Annotated in this window: 18 protein-coding genes; 13 read left to right on the plus strand and 5 right to left on the minus strand. The window is 50.1% G+C overall.

The window, feature by feature from the left end:
• Positions 1-26: 26 nt before the first annotated feature.
• From BBI11_RS00960 to abc-f, 8 genes are all read left to right on the plus strand, one after another.
• On the plus strand, positions 27-587 hold the full coding sequence (locus BBI11_RS00960) for an NADPH-dependent FMN reductase (RefSeq protein ID WP_068459759.1): 561 nt from the start codon (positions 27-29) through the stop codon (positions 585-587).
• 134 nt (positions 588-721) lie between these two features.
• The gene (locus BBI11_RS00965; protein ID WP_068459761.1) at positions 722-1615 is read left to right on the plus strand and encodes a YitT family protein; all 894 of its coding nucleotides are present in this window, start codon (positions 722-724) and stop codon (positions 1613-1615) included.
• Between the two features lie 19 nt (positions 1616-1634).
• On the plus strand, positions 1635-2015 hold the full coding sequence (locus BBI11_RS00970) for a VOC family protein (RefSeq protein WP_068459763.1): 381 nt from the start codon (positions 1635-1637) through the stop codon (positions 2013-2015).
• Positions 2012-2434, plus strand: coding sequence for a GNAT family N-acetyltransferase (locus BBI11_RS00975; protein ID WP_068459765.1), 423 nt, complete (start codon positions 2012-2014; stop codon positions 2432-2434). The genes BBI11_RS00970 and BBI11_RS00975 overlap by 4 nt, the downstream gene beginning before the upstream one ends.
• A gap of 152 nt (positions 2435-2586) precedes the next feature.
• Positions 2587-2916: a PadR family transcriptional regulator gene (locus BBI11_RS00980; RefSeq protein WP_068459767.1), complete on the plus strand. Its 330-nt coding sequence runs from the start codon at positions 2587-2589 to the stop codon at positions 2914-2916.
• A gap of 1 nt (position 2917) precedes the next feature.
• Entirely contained in the window at positions 2918-3676 is a 759-nt protein-coding gene (locus tag BBI11_RS00985; protein ID WP_068459769.1) for a DUF1129 family protein, read from the plus strand.
• 334 nt (positions 3677-4010) lie between these two features.
• Positions 4011-4772, plus strand: a complete 762-nt coding sequence (locus tag BBI11_RS00990; RefSeq protein ID WP_068459771.1) for a TerC family protein — start codon at positions 4011-4013, stop codon at positions 4770-4772.
• A gap of 275 nt (positions 4773-5047) precedes the next feature.
• On the plus strand, positions 5048-6688 hold the full coding sequence (abc-f, locus tag BBI11_RS00995; protein WP_068459773.1) for a ribosomal protection-like ABC-F family protein: 1641 nt from the start codon (positions 5048-5050) through the stop codon (positions 6686-6688).
• Between the two features lie 52 nt (positions 6689-6740).
• Here the strand turns inward: abc-f and BBI11_RS01000 are convergent, their stop codons facing one another.
• From BBI11_RS01000 to BBI11_RS01015, 4 genes are all read right to left on the minus strand, one after another.
• Positions 6741-7412 (minus strand): ABC transporter ATP-binding protein, encoded by a 672-nt coding sequence (locus BBI11_RS01000; protein ID WP_068459775.1) that lies wholly within the window; start codon positions 7410-7412, stop codon positions 6741-6743.
• Positions 7413-7414: 2 nt separating this feature from the next.
• Complete coding sequence (locus tag BBI11_RS01005) at positions 7415-8449, minus strand: ABC transporter permease (RefSeq protein ID WP_068459777.1); 1035 nt, start codon at positions 8447-8449, stop codon at positions 7415-7417.
• Positions 8450-8565: 116 nt separating this feature from the next.
• Positions 8566-9945: a sensor histidine kinase gene (locus tag BBI11_RS01010; RefSeq protein WP_068459779.1), complete on the minus strand. Its 1380-nt coding sequence runs from the start codon at positions 9943-9945 to the stop codon at positions 8566-8568.
• Positions 9942-10616 carry a response regulator transcription factor gene (locus BBI11_RS01015; protein ID WP_083388960.1) on the minus strand — a complete coding sequence of 225 codons (675 nt, stop codon included), beginning with the start codon at positions 10614-10616 and terminating at the stop codon, positions 9942-9944. Before BBI11_RS01015 ends, BBI11_RS01010 begins: the two co-directional genes overlap by 4 nt.
• A 128-nt stretch (positions 10617-10744) precedes the next feature.
• Here BBI11_RS01015 and BBI11_RS01020 point away from each other — a divergent pair, with 128 nt between their 5' ends.
• From BBI11_RS01020 to BBI11_RS01035, 4 genes are all read left to right on the plus strand, one after another.
• A complete protein-coding gene (locus BBI11_RS01020; RefSeq protein ID WP_068459781.1) occupies positions 10745-11224 on the plus strand; it encodes an HIT family protein in 480 nt (159 codons plus the stop codon).
• A complete protein-coding gene (locus BBI11_RS01025) occupies positions 11205-11657 on the plus strand; it encodes a PaaI family thioesterase (protein ID WP_068459783.1) in 453 nt (150 codons plus the stop codon). Before BBI11_RS01020 ends, BBI11_RS01025 begins: the two co-directional genes overlap by 20 nt.
• Before the next feature lie 33 nt (positions 11658-11690).
• Positions 11691-12797 carry a mechanosensitive ion channel family protein gene (locus tag BBI11_RS01030; protein WP_068459786.1) on the plus strand — a complete coding sequence of 369 codons (1107 nt, stop codon included), beginning with the start codon at positions 11691-11693 and terminating at the stop codon, positions 12795-12797.
• Positions 12798-12883: 86 nt separating this feature from the next.
• A complete protein-coding gene (locus BBI11_RS01035) occupies positions 12884-13417 on the plus strand; it encodes a GNAT family N-acetyltransferase (protein ID WP_068459788.1) in 534 nt (177 codons plus the stop codon).
• 40 nt (positions 13418-13457) lie between these two features.
• On the opposite strand, the gene BBI11_RS01040 is transcribed toward BBI11_RS01035, so the two are convergent.
• Entirely contained in the window at positions 13458-14459 is a 1002-nt protein-coding gene (locus tag BBI11_RS01040; RefSeq protein WP_068459790.1) for an EAL domain-containing protein, read from the minus strand.
• 222 nt (positions 14460-14681) lie between these two features.
• Between BBI11_RS01040 and BBI11_RS01045 the strand changes: the two genes are divergently transcribed.
• Entirely contained in the window at positions 14682-15143 is a 462-nt protein-coding gene (locus BBI11_RS01045; RefSeq protein WP_068459792.1) for a DinB family protein, read from the plus strand.
• Position 15144: the final 1 nt, after the last annotated feature.

The following is a 15144-nucleotide window of genomic DNA, read 5'->3' on the forward strand; positions in this document are numbered from 1 at the left end:
AACGACGATTCTTAGGAGGCGAAGTTATGACGAAGATTGGCATTATTACCGGTAGCACGCGCCCCAATCGCAATAGCCTGCAAGTAGCAGAATGGGTAAAAGGCATCGCAGACAAGCGCGGCGATGCGGAATACGAAGTGGTGGATTTGGTTGAATACAAGTTGCCGATGTACGCCGAACCGGTGTCAGCGGGAATGAGCCAGGACTATCAAACGCCAGAAGCCATTCCGTGGTCGGAAAAAATCGCGGAGTTGGACGGTTACGTGTTTATTTGCCCGGAATACAACCACGGAGTGACATCCGCCTTGAAAAATGCCATCGATTATTTGTATCCGGAATGGAACAACAAGGCAGCAGGCATTGTCAGTTACGGGTCGGCAGGCGGCATACGGGCAGCGGAAGCGTTGCGCATCATCATGGCGGAACTGCAAGTCGCGACAGTACGGACTCATCCGGCCTTGTCATTGTTCACTGATTTTGTGAAAGGCAGTGAGTTCAAACCAGCCGATTTCCATGAGAAAACAGTCGACGCGATGCTCGGTCAAGTGATTGCCTGGACAGAAGCGTTCGAGCCGCTGCGTAAGTAAACGAATGCATAAGCGACCCCCGGATGAACCATTCCAACATCCGGGGGTTTGTTTTGTCCTGTCTTGGCGCGGGTTATTCTTTCAAGGACAGTAAAAGAAAGTGTATGATTGAAACGGACAACAGAGAATGACGCATGAAAAGGGGAAATAAAGTGAGCATCAACAGACAAAAAACAACGAGCAAGCGTGCTAAAAAAATCCTGCGTGCACTGGCAGTCATAATCGGTGGCTTTATTACCGCTTACGGGCTAGAAGCTGTGCTGATTCCGAATAACGTCTCGGATGGCGGCGTGACCGGACTGAGCATCGTCGGTTCGCAATTGGCAGGAGTGCCGCTCGGAATCTTGATCGGCTTGTTGAACATTCCGTTCGTTTATCTCGGGTACAAGCAAATTGGCAAGAGCTTCGCCATCTATTCGGTCATTGGTATCGCGGCGTTGGCATACGGGACGACCGTGATGCACCACGTGCCGGCGATTGTCGAGGGCGATTCGCTGCTCGTGACGGTCGTCGGGGGCATCATTATCGGTTTTGGCATGGGGCTTGCGCTGCGCAACGGCGGCGCGCTCGACGGCATCGACATGCTCGCGGTGCTGCTGTCACGGAAATTGCCGTTTGGTACGAGTGATTTGATTTTATTCCTGAACTTATTCGTCTTTATCGTCGTGTCGACGGTATTTGGCTTGCAAGGTGCGTTCTTGTCAGGTATCGCTTATTTTATCGCTTCTAAAGTGATTCATATGGTGGAAGAAGGCTTGAGCGGTTCGAAAACGTATAAGATCATCACAAGTGAACCCGAGAATATGGTCGAGACGATCCGGGACCGTTTGGGACGCAGCGCGACGTATAATTTGGTTAAAGGCGCCTATACCAATGAACAGTACAAGGAAATCACCTGCATCATTAACCGATTGGAAGACAGCAAAATGAAAGAAATCATTTACGAAATCGACCCACAAGCGTTTGTCGCAGTCTATGATGTCGCTGAAGTAAAAGGCGGCAATTTCAAGAAACGCGATATCCATTAAAAAACAAGGGGGATGCAAAATGATCACCGGATTGCATCACGCACAAATCACCATTCCAACAGGGGCAGAAGCACAAGGGAAAGTATTTTATTGTGAGTTACTCGGCTTGCAGGAAATCGATAAGCCAGACGCCTTAAAAGGGCGCGGCGGCTTTTGGCTCGAAGTGGGCTATCAAGAAGTGCATGTCGGGACAGAAGACGCTGTGGACCGGCTCGCGACAAAAGCGCATCTAGCGTACCGAGTCGAAGACATCCACTATTGGCGCGAGCGGCTGGAAGAAAAAGACGTTGAGATTCTGGAGGCGGTGCCGATCCCGGGATGTGCGCGTTTTGAATTCCGCGATCCGTTTGGCAACCGTGTGGAACTGATTCAACTGTTGCAAGGAGGCGATGCGCAATGAAGATCACGATGGGGCAAGACCGGCAAGACAGCGAGTTGATCCGGCAAAAAGTGATCGAACACAATATGAAGATGCTGCCGGATGAAGTCAAAACGCCGGTTGAACATGTGAACTTTGTGCTGAGAGACGAAGCGGGAACCATACAAGGCGGCTTGACTGCGACGGTGTTCTGGGAGCATTTGCACGTCGACTTTTTGTGGGTCGATGAAAGCTTGAGAGGGCAAGGCCAAGGAAGCGCATTGATCGAACAAATGGAGCAGGCTGCCCGTGAAAAGAGCTGCCGGCTAATCACGCTCGATACGTTCAGCTTCCAGGCGCCCGAGTTTTACAAACGCAACGGCTACGAAGTGTTCGGGATGCTTGAAGACCACCCGAAAGGCTTTAGCCAGTATTTCTTGCAGAAACGATTAGATAATTAAAGGAGGCTGGCCTGATTATAGGCTGGCTTTTTCTATGGAAATAATTTCATTTACTATCTTGCATTGCAAGGGTTTATTGGTTATAGTGATTTTATAACACTTGCATTGCAAGTTAGTGAAGTGAAACGGAAAGTGAAAGGCGGATGCACATAGTGGCAGATTCTACACAAATGCTCAAAGGGATTTTAGACGGCTGCATCTTGTCGATCATTGAAGAAGGCGAGATTTATGGCTATGAACTGGCCGAAAAGCTGCAGAGCTATGGATTTCAATCGTTTAGTGAAGGCAGCATTTATCCGCTGCTGTTGAGAATGCAAAAAGAAGGGCTCGTATCGAGTGTGCAGCGGAAATCGACCGCCGGACCCAAGCGTAAATATTATTCATTAACGGAAGCGGGACAAGCGGAACTGGAGCAATTTCTCGGACGCTGGGCTGATTTGAAGCAATCGGTCGATGCGGTCATCACAAAAGGGGGGCAATGACATGCTATCTGCAAAATCGGAACAATTCCTCATCGAACTGCGCATGTATTTGATGCAGCGGGGGAAAAGCGATGAAGACATCCAGGGGATCGTCGACGAACTGGAAAGCCATTTGATCGAATCGGAGAAAAACGGCAAGAGTGTAGAGAGCATCGTCGGGAAAGACCCGAAACAGTATATGAAAAGTATTGGGGCGTCGCTACCGGTTGCGACGAAAGAATTAATGATCCTCATCCCGGCGACGTTGCTGGTCATTCTCGCCTACTTGGCGTATGTGCCAGCCTTGTCGGAAGATTTCAAGTTATCGCAAACGGTGCTATGGGGCATCATTCCTGTCGTCATAAGCCTCATCGTCTACAGCTCCTTAATCTTCAAGATGTTGCCTAAGCTTCACGCTAAGCCGGTGAAACAAGGAATAATTGCGGTGGCGGTATCCACTGGGGTCATTGGTTTTTGGGTGGCGTTTTATTTGTGGATGGTGCCGGAGACGGCCTCAGCTTATTTTACTGCCACGGCTGAGCAGAATTATGTGATCCTTGCCATATGCGTGGTCATTTTTATCGCCTATGCGCTGTACACGAAATCCTGGATTACGATTGTCGTCGCGGCCTTGATGAGTGCGGGGCCGCTTGCGGAAAACTGGATCCCGCAGGAGGTAAATGAAGATCCGGCATATATCGTTTTGGCCATCGGGGTTTTCGTCTTGATCGGTATTGCGATTGTCTGGTTCTTGATGAGCAAAAGGCATAAAACGGCCTGAGTAAGAAAGCAATGAAGAGTGCTTGGTGACATCCATACTCCAAATACGGTTTCCATCAGCTGAGATGTGAGCGCTTAGCTCGTACTGCTAGCAAAAGGCCATGTGCATTTATTTTCAGTAGCTTTTTTCATTTTTTATGCTATACTTTTTTTAACAACTCAATAGACCTTGACATCACGTCAAAGGGGAGTAGCTATGGGGAAACCTATTTCACAGTCGTCATTACATGGACCCGTTCCATCGGTTGTGATAGCAAAATCATTTTGCTTAGCAAGACCTTTGCCTTCTATAGGCAGGGGTCTTTTTTGTTGTCAAATTCAAGGAGGTTTTTTTAGTGGAAGCAATATTATTGGAATATGCATGGGTACTGCTCGTACTCGTGGCATTAGAAGGCTTGCTGGCGGCAGATAATGCGGTCGTCATGGCGGTCATGGTCAAGCACTTGCCAAAAGCACAACAGAAAAAAGCATTGTTTTACGGATTACTCGGGGCGTTCGTGTTCCGTTTCGCAGCACTATTCATGATCACGTTGCTTGTCGATGTTTGGCAGATTCAAGCACTCGGGGCCGCGTATCTCTTGTTCATTGCATTTAAGCATATTTACGATCAGCGAAAAGGCGAAGAGCATTCGATTGAACCCGAAAAAACGAAGGGTTCTGGCTTTTGGATGACGGTATTGAAAGTGGAATTGGCGGATATCGCGTTCGCGGTCGACTCGATGCTCGCAGCGGTGGCGCTCGCCATCACTTTGCCGCATCTCGGAACAATGGAAATTGGCGGCATCAACGGCGGACAGTTCGCGGTGATGCTTGCTGGTGGTTTGATCGGTCTTGTCATCATGCGATTCGCGGCGCACAAATTCGTTAAATTGCTGACGAATTACCCGCAGCTCGAAACAACAGCGTTCGTTGTCGTCGGCTGGGTCGGCGTCAAATTGACCGTCTTGACACTCGGACACGAAGGCGTCGGCATCTTGCCATACGAATTTGTTCACTCGACAGAATGGAAATTGATCTTCTGGGGCGTGTTGTTGGCGATCGTAGCCATCGGCGCACTCATCAGCGTCAAGAAAAAACGCGAACAAAGCGCGGCGTAAGAAGCCAAGTTGCAAGCGGGGCCCTTGCGTGATAAAATCAATTCAATTCTGAAACGAAACGAGTTGATGGGTGGACAATGCGTAACTAACCTATATTTTTAGTCATTTGAAATAGTGAATTTCGAAGGCAAAAACATAGGATTAGTCTGCCCATTTCTACCATACGGTGAGGCTGTTTATTCAGCGCACGTAAATGTACCGGCTAATCCTTCCAAATTTAGATTTGGGAGGATTTTTTTAATTCTCCCTGTCGATAGACGAAGGGGTGGTTCTGCATGACAGACCTGATGAAATTGCTAGATATATCCGTGGAAATTGAACAACAAGCTTTATTTGAGGAGTTGAGTGCGAACGTCCAGCATGGCGACCGTATCGGCATTATCGGAAAAAACGGCGCTGGGAAAACGACGCTTTTGCGTTTGCTTGCCGGAGACCTCACACCGGCCAGTGGGCAAATCATTCACGGCTCACCGGGCATGAGCATACGGACAGTCGAACAGGAACTGGCCGATTACGCGTTTCAAGACGTGACGGCAGCGGAACAAGCTTTGTTGAAGAAATGGCAAGTGCCGCTGCGCGATTTTGCCCAATTGAGTGGAGGGGAAAAGCTCAAGGCGAGGCTTGCGAAAGGTTTCGCAGCACCTGCAGATCTCTTGCTATTGGATGAGCCAAGCAATCATTTGGACGCACAAAGCACGGCGCATTTGCTGCGCGAATTAAAGGCTTACCCAGGGGCCATCGCCATCGTCTCGCACGACCGCTATTTTCTTGATCGCGTGGCGACGAAAATCTGGTCCATTGAAAACGGCAAGGTCTATAGCCATAGCGGCAATTACAGCGACTATATGGAATTCCGCGAACAGCAGCGAAAAAGTCAGCAACATGCCTACGAGACCCAGCAAAAGCATATTGCGCGGATTGAAAACCAGATGAAGCAGCTGTCTTCCTGGTCCGAATCGGCGCATGCCCAATCGACTAAACAGGAAGGCTATAAGGAATATTACCGGGCCAAAGCGAAACGCATGGACGCTCAAGTGAAATCCAAACAAAAGCGGCTGGAGAAGGAATTGGAAGCGGCCACAGTCGACAAAGTGGAAGCTGACGATACGGTAGAGTTCGCTTTTCGTCCCAATTCCAAAGTAGGCAAACGCTTTTTAGAAGTTAAAAATGCCGGAAAATCGTTCGGGGAGATGCCGTTGTTCGCCAACGCCTCCTTTACGGTTCAGCACGGAGAAAAGCTTGCCGTGACTGGCGCAAATGGCAGCGGCAAGACGACGTTTTTGAAAATACTCATGGGCGAAGAACCGGTAAGCGGCGGGGAGCTGTGGCTTTCGCCATCCGCCTCTATCGGTTACTTGACGCAAGACGTTTTTGATTTGCCGCTGGAGCAGACGCCAGCGGAATTGTTTGAACAAATCACCTACAAAGATCGTGGCCGCGTGCAGAACCTCTTAAAGCATTTAGGCTTCCGCCAACAACAATGGCATGAGCCGATTCGGGAGATGAGCATGGGGGAGCGGGTCAAATGCAAATTGATGAAGTTCATTTTAGAGGACAAAGATGCCCTCTTGCTCGATGAGCCGACCAATCATTTGGATTTGCCATCGCGTGAACAATTGGAATCGACTTTGGCGGATTATCGGGGGACGCTTCTCGTTGTATCGCATGACCGTTATTTGCTGGACAAGGCGACGGATGGCCAGCTGGTGTTTGCAGATGGAACCATTCGCAAACAGCTCGGGAAAGCGGCTCCGCAAGCCTCGCTCGGCAGCAGCGGTGAACTGCGGCTGAAACTCGAAACCGAGCGCCAGGCCGTGCTCGGGAAACTCAGTTTTATGCAGCCGAAAGATAAAGGCTATAGCGAACTGGATCGGCGCTTTGTGGAATTGACGCGGCAAATAAAAGAACTGGAGTAGAGGGAACAGAAGAGTAGACGACAGAAAAGAGACGGCCGCAGCCGTCTCTTTTTTACGCCAAGCGGCCGTCTTTCATAGTGAGGACGCGGTCTGCATAGGTGAGCAGGTCTTCTTCGTGAGTGACCATCAAAGTGGCGATGTTCAGTGTTTTCGTCAGTTTCTGAAGCAATTCCATTACTTCGCGCGACTTGGTGGAGTCCAAACTTGCCGTCGGTTCGTCCGCGAACAAAATCTTCGGTTGGTGGACAATCGCGCGTGCAATGGCGATGCGCTGCTTTTCCCCGCCAGACATCGAAGCGGGATAGGCAGTCTTACGGTGGCCCATGCCTACCTCATCCAGTATTTTTTCGACCTCTTGTCGTTGTTGTTTTGTCGAAAGCGGGGAGCCGGCCGTCTCGAGCATGAGCAGCAATTGCTCTTCGGCCGTGAGAAATGGCACGAGGTGAGAGGATTGAAAGACAAAGCCGAACGATTCCGCGCGGATTTGGCGGGTTTTTTCTGGACTCAGCGCGCCAAGGTCTTGGCCATCAAAATGAATTTCGCCAGATGACGGAGTTTGAAGCCCCGCCGCGATTGTCAGCAGCGTGCTTTTGCCGGAGCCGGATGACCCGACAAGGGCCGTAATTTCACCTTCCGCCAGCGTCAAGTCGACGCCTTTTAAAATTTCCTCCGAGACTTCACCAGTCGTGAAGCTCTTTTTGATGTTGCTTGTTGAAAAAATCATGCTTATCCCTCTCCTTGTTGAATGGCTTGAAGCGGTTGGGCCTTGCGGATTTGAAAGCCTGACAGTGTCGCTCCGGCAAACCCAATGGCAAAGAACACCGCGGATAATTGAAGCGTGGTGCCAATCGGCAAGTAAAATGGCATGCCGCTTGGTGCCAGGATTTCGAATACTTGGCTGAGGACGATGGCCAAAGTGAGCGCGATCGCAGTAATGACGAGCATCTGCACCCAGATCATCCGGAACAAGGCGCCAGTCTTCACGCCAATCGCTTTTAAGATGCCGTACAGCCCGAGCTTCTGGATGTTCATCATATAAAAGAAAATCGCGAATAGCATGCCACTGATGACCACTAAAAACCAAACGATCATGGACAGCGATAATTGCTCTGCGCTATAGCTGGGTAAGGTGTTGAGGAATTCATCCACAGAGAAGCTTTGCAAGCCGGCGATTGCCCCGGGTTCTGCCGCCTCTGGGACGAACAGCATTTGCAGGTCTTCCGTGCGGTACATTTCCGCGTAATTATTCGGATGAACAAAAGCGACAGGTGCATGGCTGTATTTCACGCCGTCTGAAAAGCCTGCTACGGTAAATTCGCCGCTGAATTGGCTGTTAGTGAAAGTGTCGCCTTGCTTGATGCCTTGTTCTTCGAGAGAGCGGTCGAGGATAATTTCATCTTTTGATACGTCGGGAAATTCAGCTGAACTGGTCGATGTGACGAATGCGACGCTTTGTTGTTCGTCTTGTTCATTCAATAAAAAGCCCATCTGGATAGAGAATGCAAATGCGCCGTCTTTTTCCAATAGAACTGCTTGCTGTGTTTCCATGTCGATCGCGGACAAGGCGTGGGTTTCTTCCGCTGCCGTTTCCATATAGATCGCGCCGTCCGGCAAGTTTTTGATCAAGGCGGCATTGTCTTGAGATAAACCATTCGCGAGCCCTGAGATGATGAAGGTCAATAAGCTGATCAAAAAGACGATCGATCCAAGAATCACGAATTTTGTTTTGCTTTTCTTCATTTCTTTCCATGCTAAGTTCACGTTGTTCGCCTCCGTTTTGGTATAGCTTCAGTTTACAGAGGCAAGATGAATGGAAGGTGAACGGGCGTTGACAGTTTGGAATAAATAAAGCCCTCCAGTTTTGGAGGGCTTTGAGTCTATACAGATGATGAGGCTGGAAGAATAACGGTGACGGTGGTGCCGGTACCTAATGTGCTGTCGAGGTCAATCCTTCCGCCATGGAGCTCGATGATTTCCTTAGCGATCGATAGGCCAAGGCCAGAGCCTTTTTGGCCGCGGGTGCGGGCTTGGTCGGCGCGGTAAAAGCGTTCGAAAGCATGTTTCGTTTCGTCCTCTGTCATGCCGATGCCGTGATCGCGTACCGTGACACGGATATGGTTCTCGCTTTGCGTAAGGGTTACGTCGACCGAGCCGCCCTGTTCGCTGTACTTCACCGCATTGGTCAACAGGTTTTCCCAGACGGTTTGAAGCAGCACCGCGTTGCCTGGCGTATAAGCTGGGGTGAGCTGTGCAGACAGCGCCAGTTCTTTGTTGTCGAACGCATAGCGCAAATGGCTGAGCGTCGCGTGTAATTGTTCGTGGAGTGCTACGGTTTCGAGCGCTTCTGGCGTTTCCTTGTCGACCGATGCCAAGGTCAAGAGTTGCGTCGTCAATAGAGACAGGCGCGCCGTCTCTTCGCGGATAATGTCCGCGTAGTGCTGCTTGTCAGAATCGCTGATGCCCGGTTTCTCCAGCAAGCCGAGATAGCTTTGGATCGTATGGAGCGGTGACTGGATATCGTGGGAGACGTTATGGACGAATTCCTTGCGCTTGACGGTCGACTGTTCAATGCGCGAACGCATCAACAGGAACTGGTCGGCGAGGCGGCCGATTTCATCCCGCCGGTCGATTGCCAGCGGCACGTCGAAGGTTTCCGTCGCCATTTTCTCGGTCGCTTCGGTCAGTTTCGTGATCGGTTGGATCAATAAACGAGCGACGAGCAACATGCCGAGAAAGCTTAACAGCACGATCCCTACAGCTAAACCGCCAAACAACAGATGGAGTTCCTGGAACAATAGCTCGATGTCGGGACGCAGAAATAAAGCATAGGATTCGCCGCCGAGCGTCACCGGGACGCCGATGGAATTTGTTAGTTCATTAGCGAAAAAGCCGGTGACGAAAGTTTGGCGCGGAAAATCACGGATACCGTTAAAGGTGTCACCGCCGAGCACGTGCTGGACGTCCTGTTGGGCGATCGTTTCATCGCGAAATTCACCGCCGAAGCGCGAAACATCGTTGCCGTCGGTCAAATACAATTGATAGCCGGCGTCGCCGAGCACTTCGAGTGTGCTTTCCACTTGGTTCGGCGGCAGGCTGTTCAAATGGCGGGCAAACGATTCGGCAATCGCCAGGTTTTTGTCGTTATTGTCTTCTTTCAAAAATTGGTGGTACAACGTGTTCATCGCGAAAAATGAGATAGCGCTGCTGATGAGCATCGTCAGGAATGTGAACCAGATGAATTTGACGTACAAGCTCATGACTCGGCCTCCAGTTTATAGCCGACGCCGCGCACCGTGACAATCTTGACATCCGGCGCGAATTGTTCGAGCCTTGTGCGCAACCGCTTGATGTGGACATTGATGGTCTGCTCATCTCCTTGAAAATCGAGCCCCCACACACTTTCGATAATGGTGTCTCTTGTAAAGACGTGGCGCGGTTTGGAGGCGAGCAAGGCAAGTAACTCGAATTCCTTTAATGGAATGAATGACAAGCCGTTCGGTGAGCGCAGTTCATAGCTTTTCAAGTCAATCGCTAAAGACCCCGCCGTAAGGGTATTGTTTTCGGGATGGTCGTAACGGCGCAAAATAGCTTTGACACGGAACAGCAATTCCTTAGACTCGAACGGTTTGACCAAATAATCGTCGGATCCTGCGAGAAATCCACGTTCTTTGTCTTCGATATGGTGGCGCGCTGTCAAGAGGATGACCGGGATATCGTAGTCTGTGCGTAAGCGTTCGGTTAATTCGAAACCGTCGATTCCTGGCATCATGACATCGACAATCGCGAGATCTACTGTCTGCTGTTCCAAACGTGCGAGAGCCTGCTCACCATTTTCAGCGGATATCACTTCAAAGCCATGTTGCCGGAGCTCTCCAGCGACAAACTGGAGCATAGGTAAATCGTCGTCTACTGCGAGAATGCGAATCATATTAACCCTCCTTGCCTACTAGTATAGGACATAGCATGAAAAGACGTTAGATTTTCCTTTCAAGGATACATCTTGCTTGTATAATGGAGAAAACAATAGCGGCATGGCCGTTTCGAAAGGGTGGGAATATGAGCGGAGAAACAAATTGTTTGGGCTGCCGTCTGGCAAACGGCGAGCTGCCGGTACACATGGTTTATGAAAACGAACGGGTGGCGTGTTTTCTAGACCACGATCCATTCAACGAAGGGCATGTGCTCATTTTGCCCAAAAAGCATTACCGTTTTATCGATGACATGGATGACGAAACGGCGATGGCCATTTTACAAGCTTCGCAAGTGATGAGCCGGACCATCCGTGAACTGTACGCACCATTTGGCATCACGCAGACGCAAAACGGCGGAGGGGCCGATGAGTTGACGCATTTTCATTTGCACATCGTGCCGAGAAACCAACATCAACCGTTCGCGAGTTTTTACACAGGAGATGACTGGAACAATGAAGCGCTGAAAGAACGATTGGCTGATACGCGCACGCATTTGGCGGAGGCCGTTGCAGCGCAGCTAACGAAATCACCAACAGGAGGCTCTTATGTCCAAACGAATCGATGAACAAGCGCTTCACCAACAGCATTACGCAGAAATCCGCGACAAAGTGGCAGATGATCCATACGCCCGGTCGCTCGGAATCCGCTTGACGAAGTTTGAAGAAACAGTGGCTGAAGCGGAGCTTGTCGTGCAGGAACATATGGTCAATGCTTACGGAACGGCGCACGGTGCGGTCATCTATGCGCTCGCGGACCATGTGTTATCGGTCGCAAGCAATGCCCACGGTAAAGCGTCGGTCGGCTTATCGACCACTGCGCAATTTATCCAGGCGGCAAGGCCAGGGGATGTTTTGACGGCGCGTGCCGTTGAGACGAAGCGCAATTTCCGCGTCGGCTTTTACCGTGTCGATGTGCTGCGCGGAGAAGACATCATTGCGACGATTGACGGGGTGTCTTACCGGAAAGACCAGTACTTTGTCGGGAACGAAGAAAATTGATTATGTGGCTAAAAGCAGGAAGGAGGTGTGGACATGCTATTGGCGATTCAACCAGACGAGCTGACGGAACATTGGTACGATATATTCGTGCAAATTGAGTGGACCGAAGTGTTATTGTTTCTATTTTACGTGGCGTGTATTTTCCTGGTTAGGGGAGTGGTGCTTGGGATCTCGCGCCGGTTAAGCAAAAAGCGGATTTTCCGCCATATCGACCCTGTGCTGCGCATCTTACTGAACTGGGCCACGACCTATGGGATTTTGCTATTCATGATTTTTTATTTTTCCGATTCGGGATGGATGTTCGACCGGCTCTTTGAAGTCGGCAATGTCGAAATCACCGCGTTTCTGCTGATTCTTGTGGTGCTGATCGTATCGTTTGCCAACCGGGCATCGAAAATCATCACACGTTATATTTTGCCCAATGTCTATCATCGCTATCATTTAGACCGGGGCGTGAGCTACACATTCGACCGGATGTTCCACTATACGGTCATGGCGATTGCGATCATCGTCAGTTTAACGACAGTCGGCTTGGATTTAAGCGCCTTGACGGTGTTCGCGGGCGTGCTGGGTGTCGGGATTGGCTTTGGCTTGCAAAACATCGCCTCGAACTTCATTTCAGGGATCATTTTGCTGTTCGAGCGGCCGATTAAAGTCGGCGACCGGGTCATCATCGACGACTTGATCGGCGATGTCGACAAGATTTCAATGCGTTCGACCGTCATTAAGACGATTCACAATGAACACGTCATTGTCCCGAACTCGTATTTCCTCGAAGAGCAAGTCGTCAACCGGTCGTATGGCGATCCGCGCATGCGGCTTGTCGTCCCGGTTGGGGTTGCTTACGGAACAGATGCCGAAAAAGTGAAGCGAGTGCTGCTGCAGGCGGCGCAAGAAGAACAGCAAGCAGGCGGTGTCGTGTTGTTAGACCCGGAGCCATTCGTCAATTTTTCGGCATTCGGCGAGTCGTCGCTCGATTTTGAGCTGATGGTCTGGATCGATAACTCAAACCAAGTCATCGTCACGAAAAGCGCCTTGAATTTCCGCATCAACCGGCTGTTTGCCGAGCAAGGAATCGAAATCCCGTTCCCTCAGCGCGATTTGCATATTAAGAGCATGCCTGTGGACAAGCAGGAATAAAGCGCACGGCTCTTTGTACTCTTCTAACTGCAACAAGACAAAAGGCCATTGCCAACAAACAATAAGTTTAGAGTAGGTGAAGTAGAATGGAACTAATCATCGATCAAGAGCGAGCATCAGAATTTGAATCAGTAGAAGAACTTATTCGGCAAGCCTTTGCCGGCGAGGAGCTTAGCGATCAGACGGAGCATCAGCTAGTAAAACGCTTAAGAAACAGCAAGGCTTACGTGACGGAACTGTCATTGACCGCCAAACGCTCAAATGGCGAATTACTTGGCCATATTATGCTGACAAAAGCACAAATTCTAGATGGACAAAAGGCGTTCGAGACCTTGGCGCTTGCTCCTGTTTCAGTGTTGCCGGAACACCAAGGAAAGGGTATCGGAAGCGCATTGATCAAGGCGTCACTCGAACGTGCGAAACCACTGGGCTTTTCCTCCGTGATTGTGCTGGGCCATCCAGCGTACTACCCGAAATTTGGCTTCGAACGAGCGAGTCGCTGGAATATCCAAGCGCCGTTTGAAGTTCCCGAAGAGGCCTTCATGGCGATGGAACTACTGCCGGGAGCGTTGAATGGCGTGAGCGGTGTGGTCCAATATGCGGATGAATTTTCATCCTAAAAAAGAGGAAGAGACGAATGGGTCTCTTCCTCTTTCTAATTTATGATACAGCTTTAGCGGTAAGCGGGGCTGCGGCGGGTTTGCCGAAATAATAGCCTTGGAACAATTCGTAGCCTTGTGCTTTCAGCCATTGGAAATCTTCTTCGGTTTCGATGCCCTCTGCAAGCGGCGTAGAGCCGGCAGCGCGGGCTTTATCCAAGAAGCTTTTTGCAACCAGCTGTTTTTCAGCGTCTTGAGCGACGCCAAACACGTATTGCATATCGAGTTTCATGAAATGCGGCTTTAGTTCATCGAGTACTTCGGCGGTGCTATAGCCTTCGCCGACATCGTCAAGCGCATATTGGAAACCTCTCGATTTGTAATAGCCGAGAATGCGCTTCAAATGTTCCAAATCGTCGACTTTCTCGGATTCCACGACTTCAAATACCAATTGGTTTGGATCGACGCCAGTTTGCTGGGCCAGTTCAATGGTCGAACGCAGGCAAAATTCCGGCGAGTAAATCGAGGTCGGAATGAAATTGATGAACGCTTTTTCGCCAGACAATTGGCCGGCTGCCCGGACAGCGGTCATGCGGCAGACGCGGTCGAGCGCGTACAAGCGGCCGCGGCTTTTGGCGGCGGGGAAGATGGCATTCGGGTAGATAACTTGCCCGTCGGCATCGTGGAAGCGAGCGAGCATCTCGTAGGCAAAGACGTTGCGCTGTGCGTCGACTATGGGCTGGAAATGGGAAACGATGCGCTCGTTTTGGATGACTTCATCAATCCATTCCATTTCGAATACGTGGCGCATATGTGCGATCGGCTGGTAGTCTTCTCGGTTGATGCGGAATTCCGCCGAATCGGTGTCCAGCAGATCCTCGCAAAAACTTAAAAATTCACGTGCGCCGAACTCATTCAGGCGCAGCCGGCTGCCTTTCAAAGAGACCTCAAGGCCTTGGCGTTCTAAGTGATCTATGGCAATGGGGATAATGGAATGGTTTAATTCACCGCTTAGGCGAATATCAAAAGTCAGTGACTGGACAGAACAATTATTGCAGTTCAAACATGCTCCCCCTTAAAATTGTGGTAATTAAAGTATATCTGATGTGACTTAATTCACAAGAAGTATTTATAGAATTAGCTTTTAAGACATAAAACGCAAAGTATCTACCAAAAAATGGTTAGCTTTCTGATCTTGTGAAAAAATGGCGATGAGGCGGGAGTTTTGCTTCGATTCTGGTAAAAACGCTAAAATGGGGATATTCATATTTCGGGAGGCGATAAAATGAACGAAGAATTGATGTTCCGCCAATGGAAAACGTGGCGCAGCATGATCATTAAACTATTGGACAGAGTGAGCGAAGAGGAAGCAGACCAAATGCCGGCGCCATTCCGCAACTCCATCCGCTGGAATGCCGGACATTTGGCGACAGGGATCGACAGCTTCGTCTCAAAATCACTCGATACAGCTCCATTATTGCCAGAGCGCTACAAAGAATTATTCGCCAGCGGCACATCGCCGCAGGACTGGGAAGGCGACGTACCATCACTTGAAGAGCTTAAGCAAGTGCTGCGCGACCAGCCCGACCAGATCGAACACATCACAGCCGGCAAGCTCGACAGCAAATTGCTCGAGCCGTTTATCGGCATGGAGACGCTCGGTGAAGTTTTGGCATTCATGATTTCACACGATGCGCTCCACCTCGGTACGATGAGTGCGATCCGCAAAACGATTAAGATTCAATAAG

The sequence above is a fragment of the Planococcus maritimus genome, from assembly GCF_001687625.2.
Classification (GTDB): domain Bacteria; phylum Bacillota; class Bacilli; order Bacillales_A; family Planococcaceae; genus Planococcus; species Planococcus maritimus.

Coding starts and splice junctions, on each gene's coding strand:
- BBI11_RS00960 (WP_068459759.1), top strand. CDS start 27: ATGACGAAGATTGGCATTATTACCGGTAGCACGCGCCCCAATCGCAAT.
- BBI11_RS00965 (WP_068459761.1), top strand. CDS start 722: ATGAAAAGGGGAAATAAAGTGAGCATCAACAGACAAAAAACAACGAGC.
- BBI11_RS00970 (WP_068459763.1), top strand. CDS start 1,635: ATGATCACCGGATTGCATCACGCACAAATCACCATTCCAACAGGGGCA.
- BBI11_RS00975 (WP_068459765.1), top strand. CDS start 2,012: ATGAAGATCACGATGGGGCAAGACCGGCAAGACAGCGAGTTGATCCGG.
- BBI11_RS00985 (WP_068459769.1), top strand. CDS start 2,918: ATGCTATCTGCAAAATCGGAACAATTCCTCATCGAACTGCGCATGTAT.
- abc-f (WP_068459773.1), top strand. CDS start 5,048: ATGACAGACCTGATGAAATTGCTAGATATATCCGTGGAAATTGAACAA.
- BBI11_RS01000 (WP_068459775.1), bottom strand. CDS start 7,412: ATGATTTTTTCAACAAGCAACATCAAAAAGAGCTTCACGACTGGTGAA.
- BBI11_RS01010 (WP_068459779.1), bottom strand. CDS start 9,945: ATGAGCTTGTACGTCAAATTCATCTGGTTCACATTCCTGACGATGCTC.
- BBI11_RS01015 (WP_083388960.1), bottom strand. CDS start 10,616: ATGATTCGCATTCTCGCAGTAGACGACGATTTACCTATGCTCCAGTTT.
- BBI11_RS01020 (WP_068459781.1), top strand. CDS start 10,745: ATGAGCGGAGAAACAAATTGTTTGGGCTGCCGTCTGGCAAACGGCGAG.
- BBI11_RS01025 (WP_068459783.1), top strand. CDS start 11,205: ATGTCCAAACGAATCGATGAACAAGCGCTTCACCAACAGCATTACGCA.
- BBI11_RS01030 (WP_068459786.1), top strand. CDS start 11,691: ATGCTATTGGCGATTCAACCAGACGAGCTGACGGAACATTGGTACGAT.
- BBI11_RS01035 (WP_068459788.1), top strand. CDS start 12,884: ATGGAACTAATCATCGATCAAGAGCGAGCATCAGAATTTGAATCAGTA.
- BBI11_RS01045 (WP_068459792.1), top strand. CDS start 14,682: ATGAACGAAGAATTGATGTTCCGCCAATGGAAAACGTGGCGCAGCATG.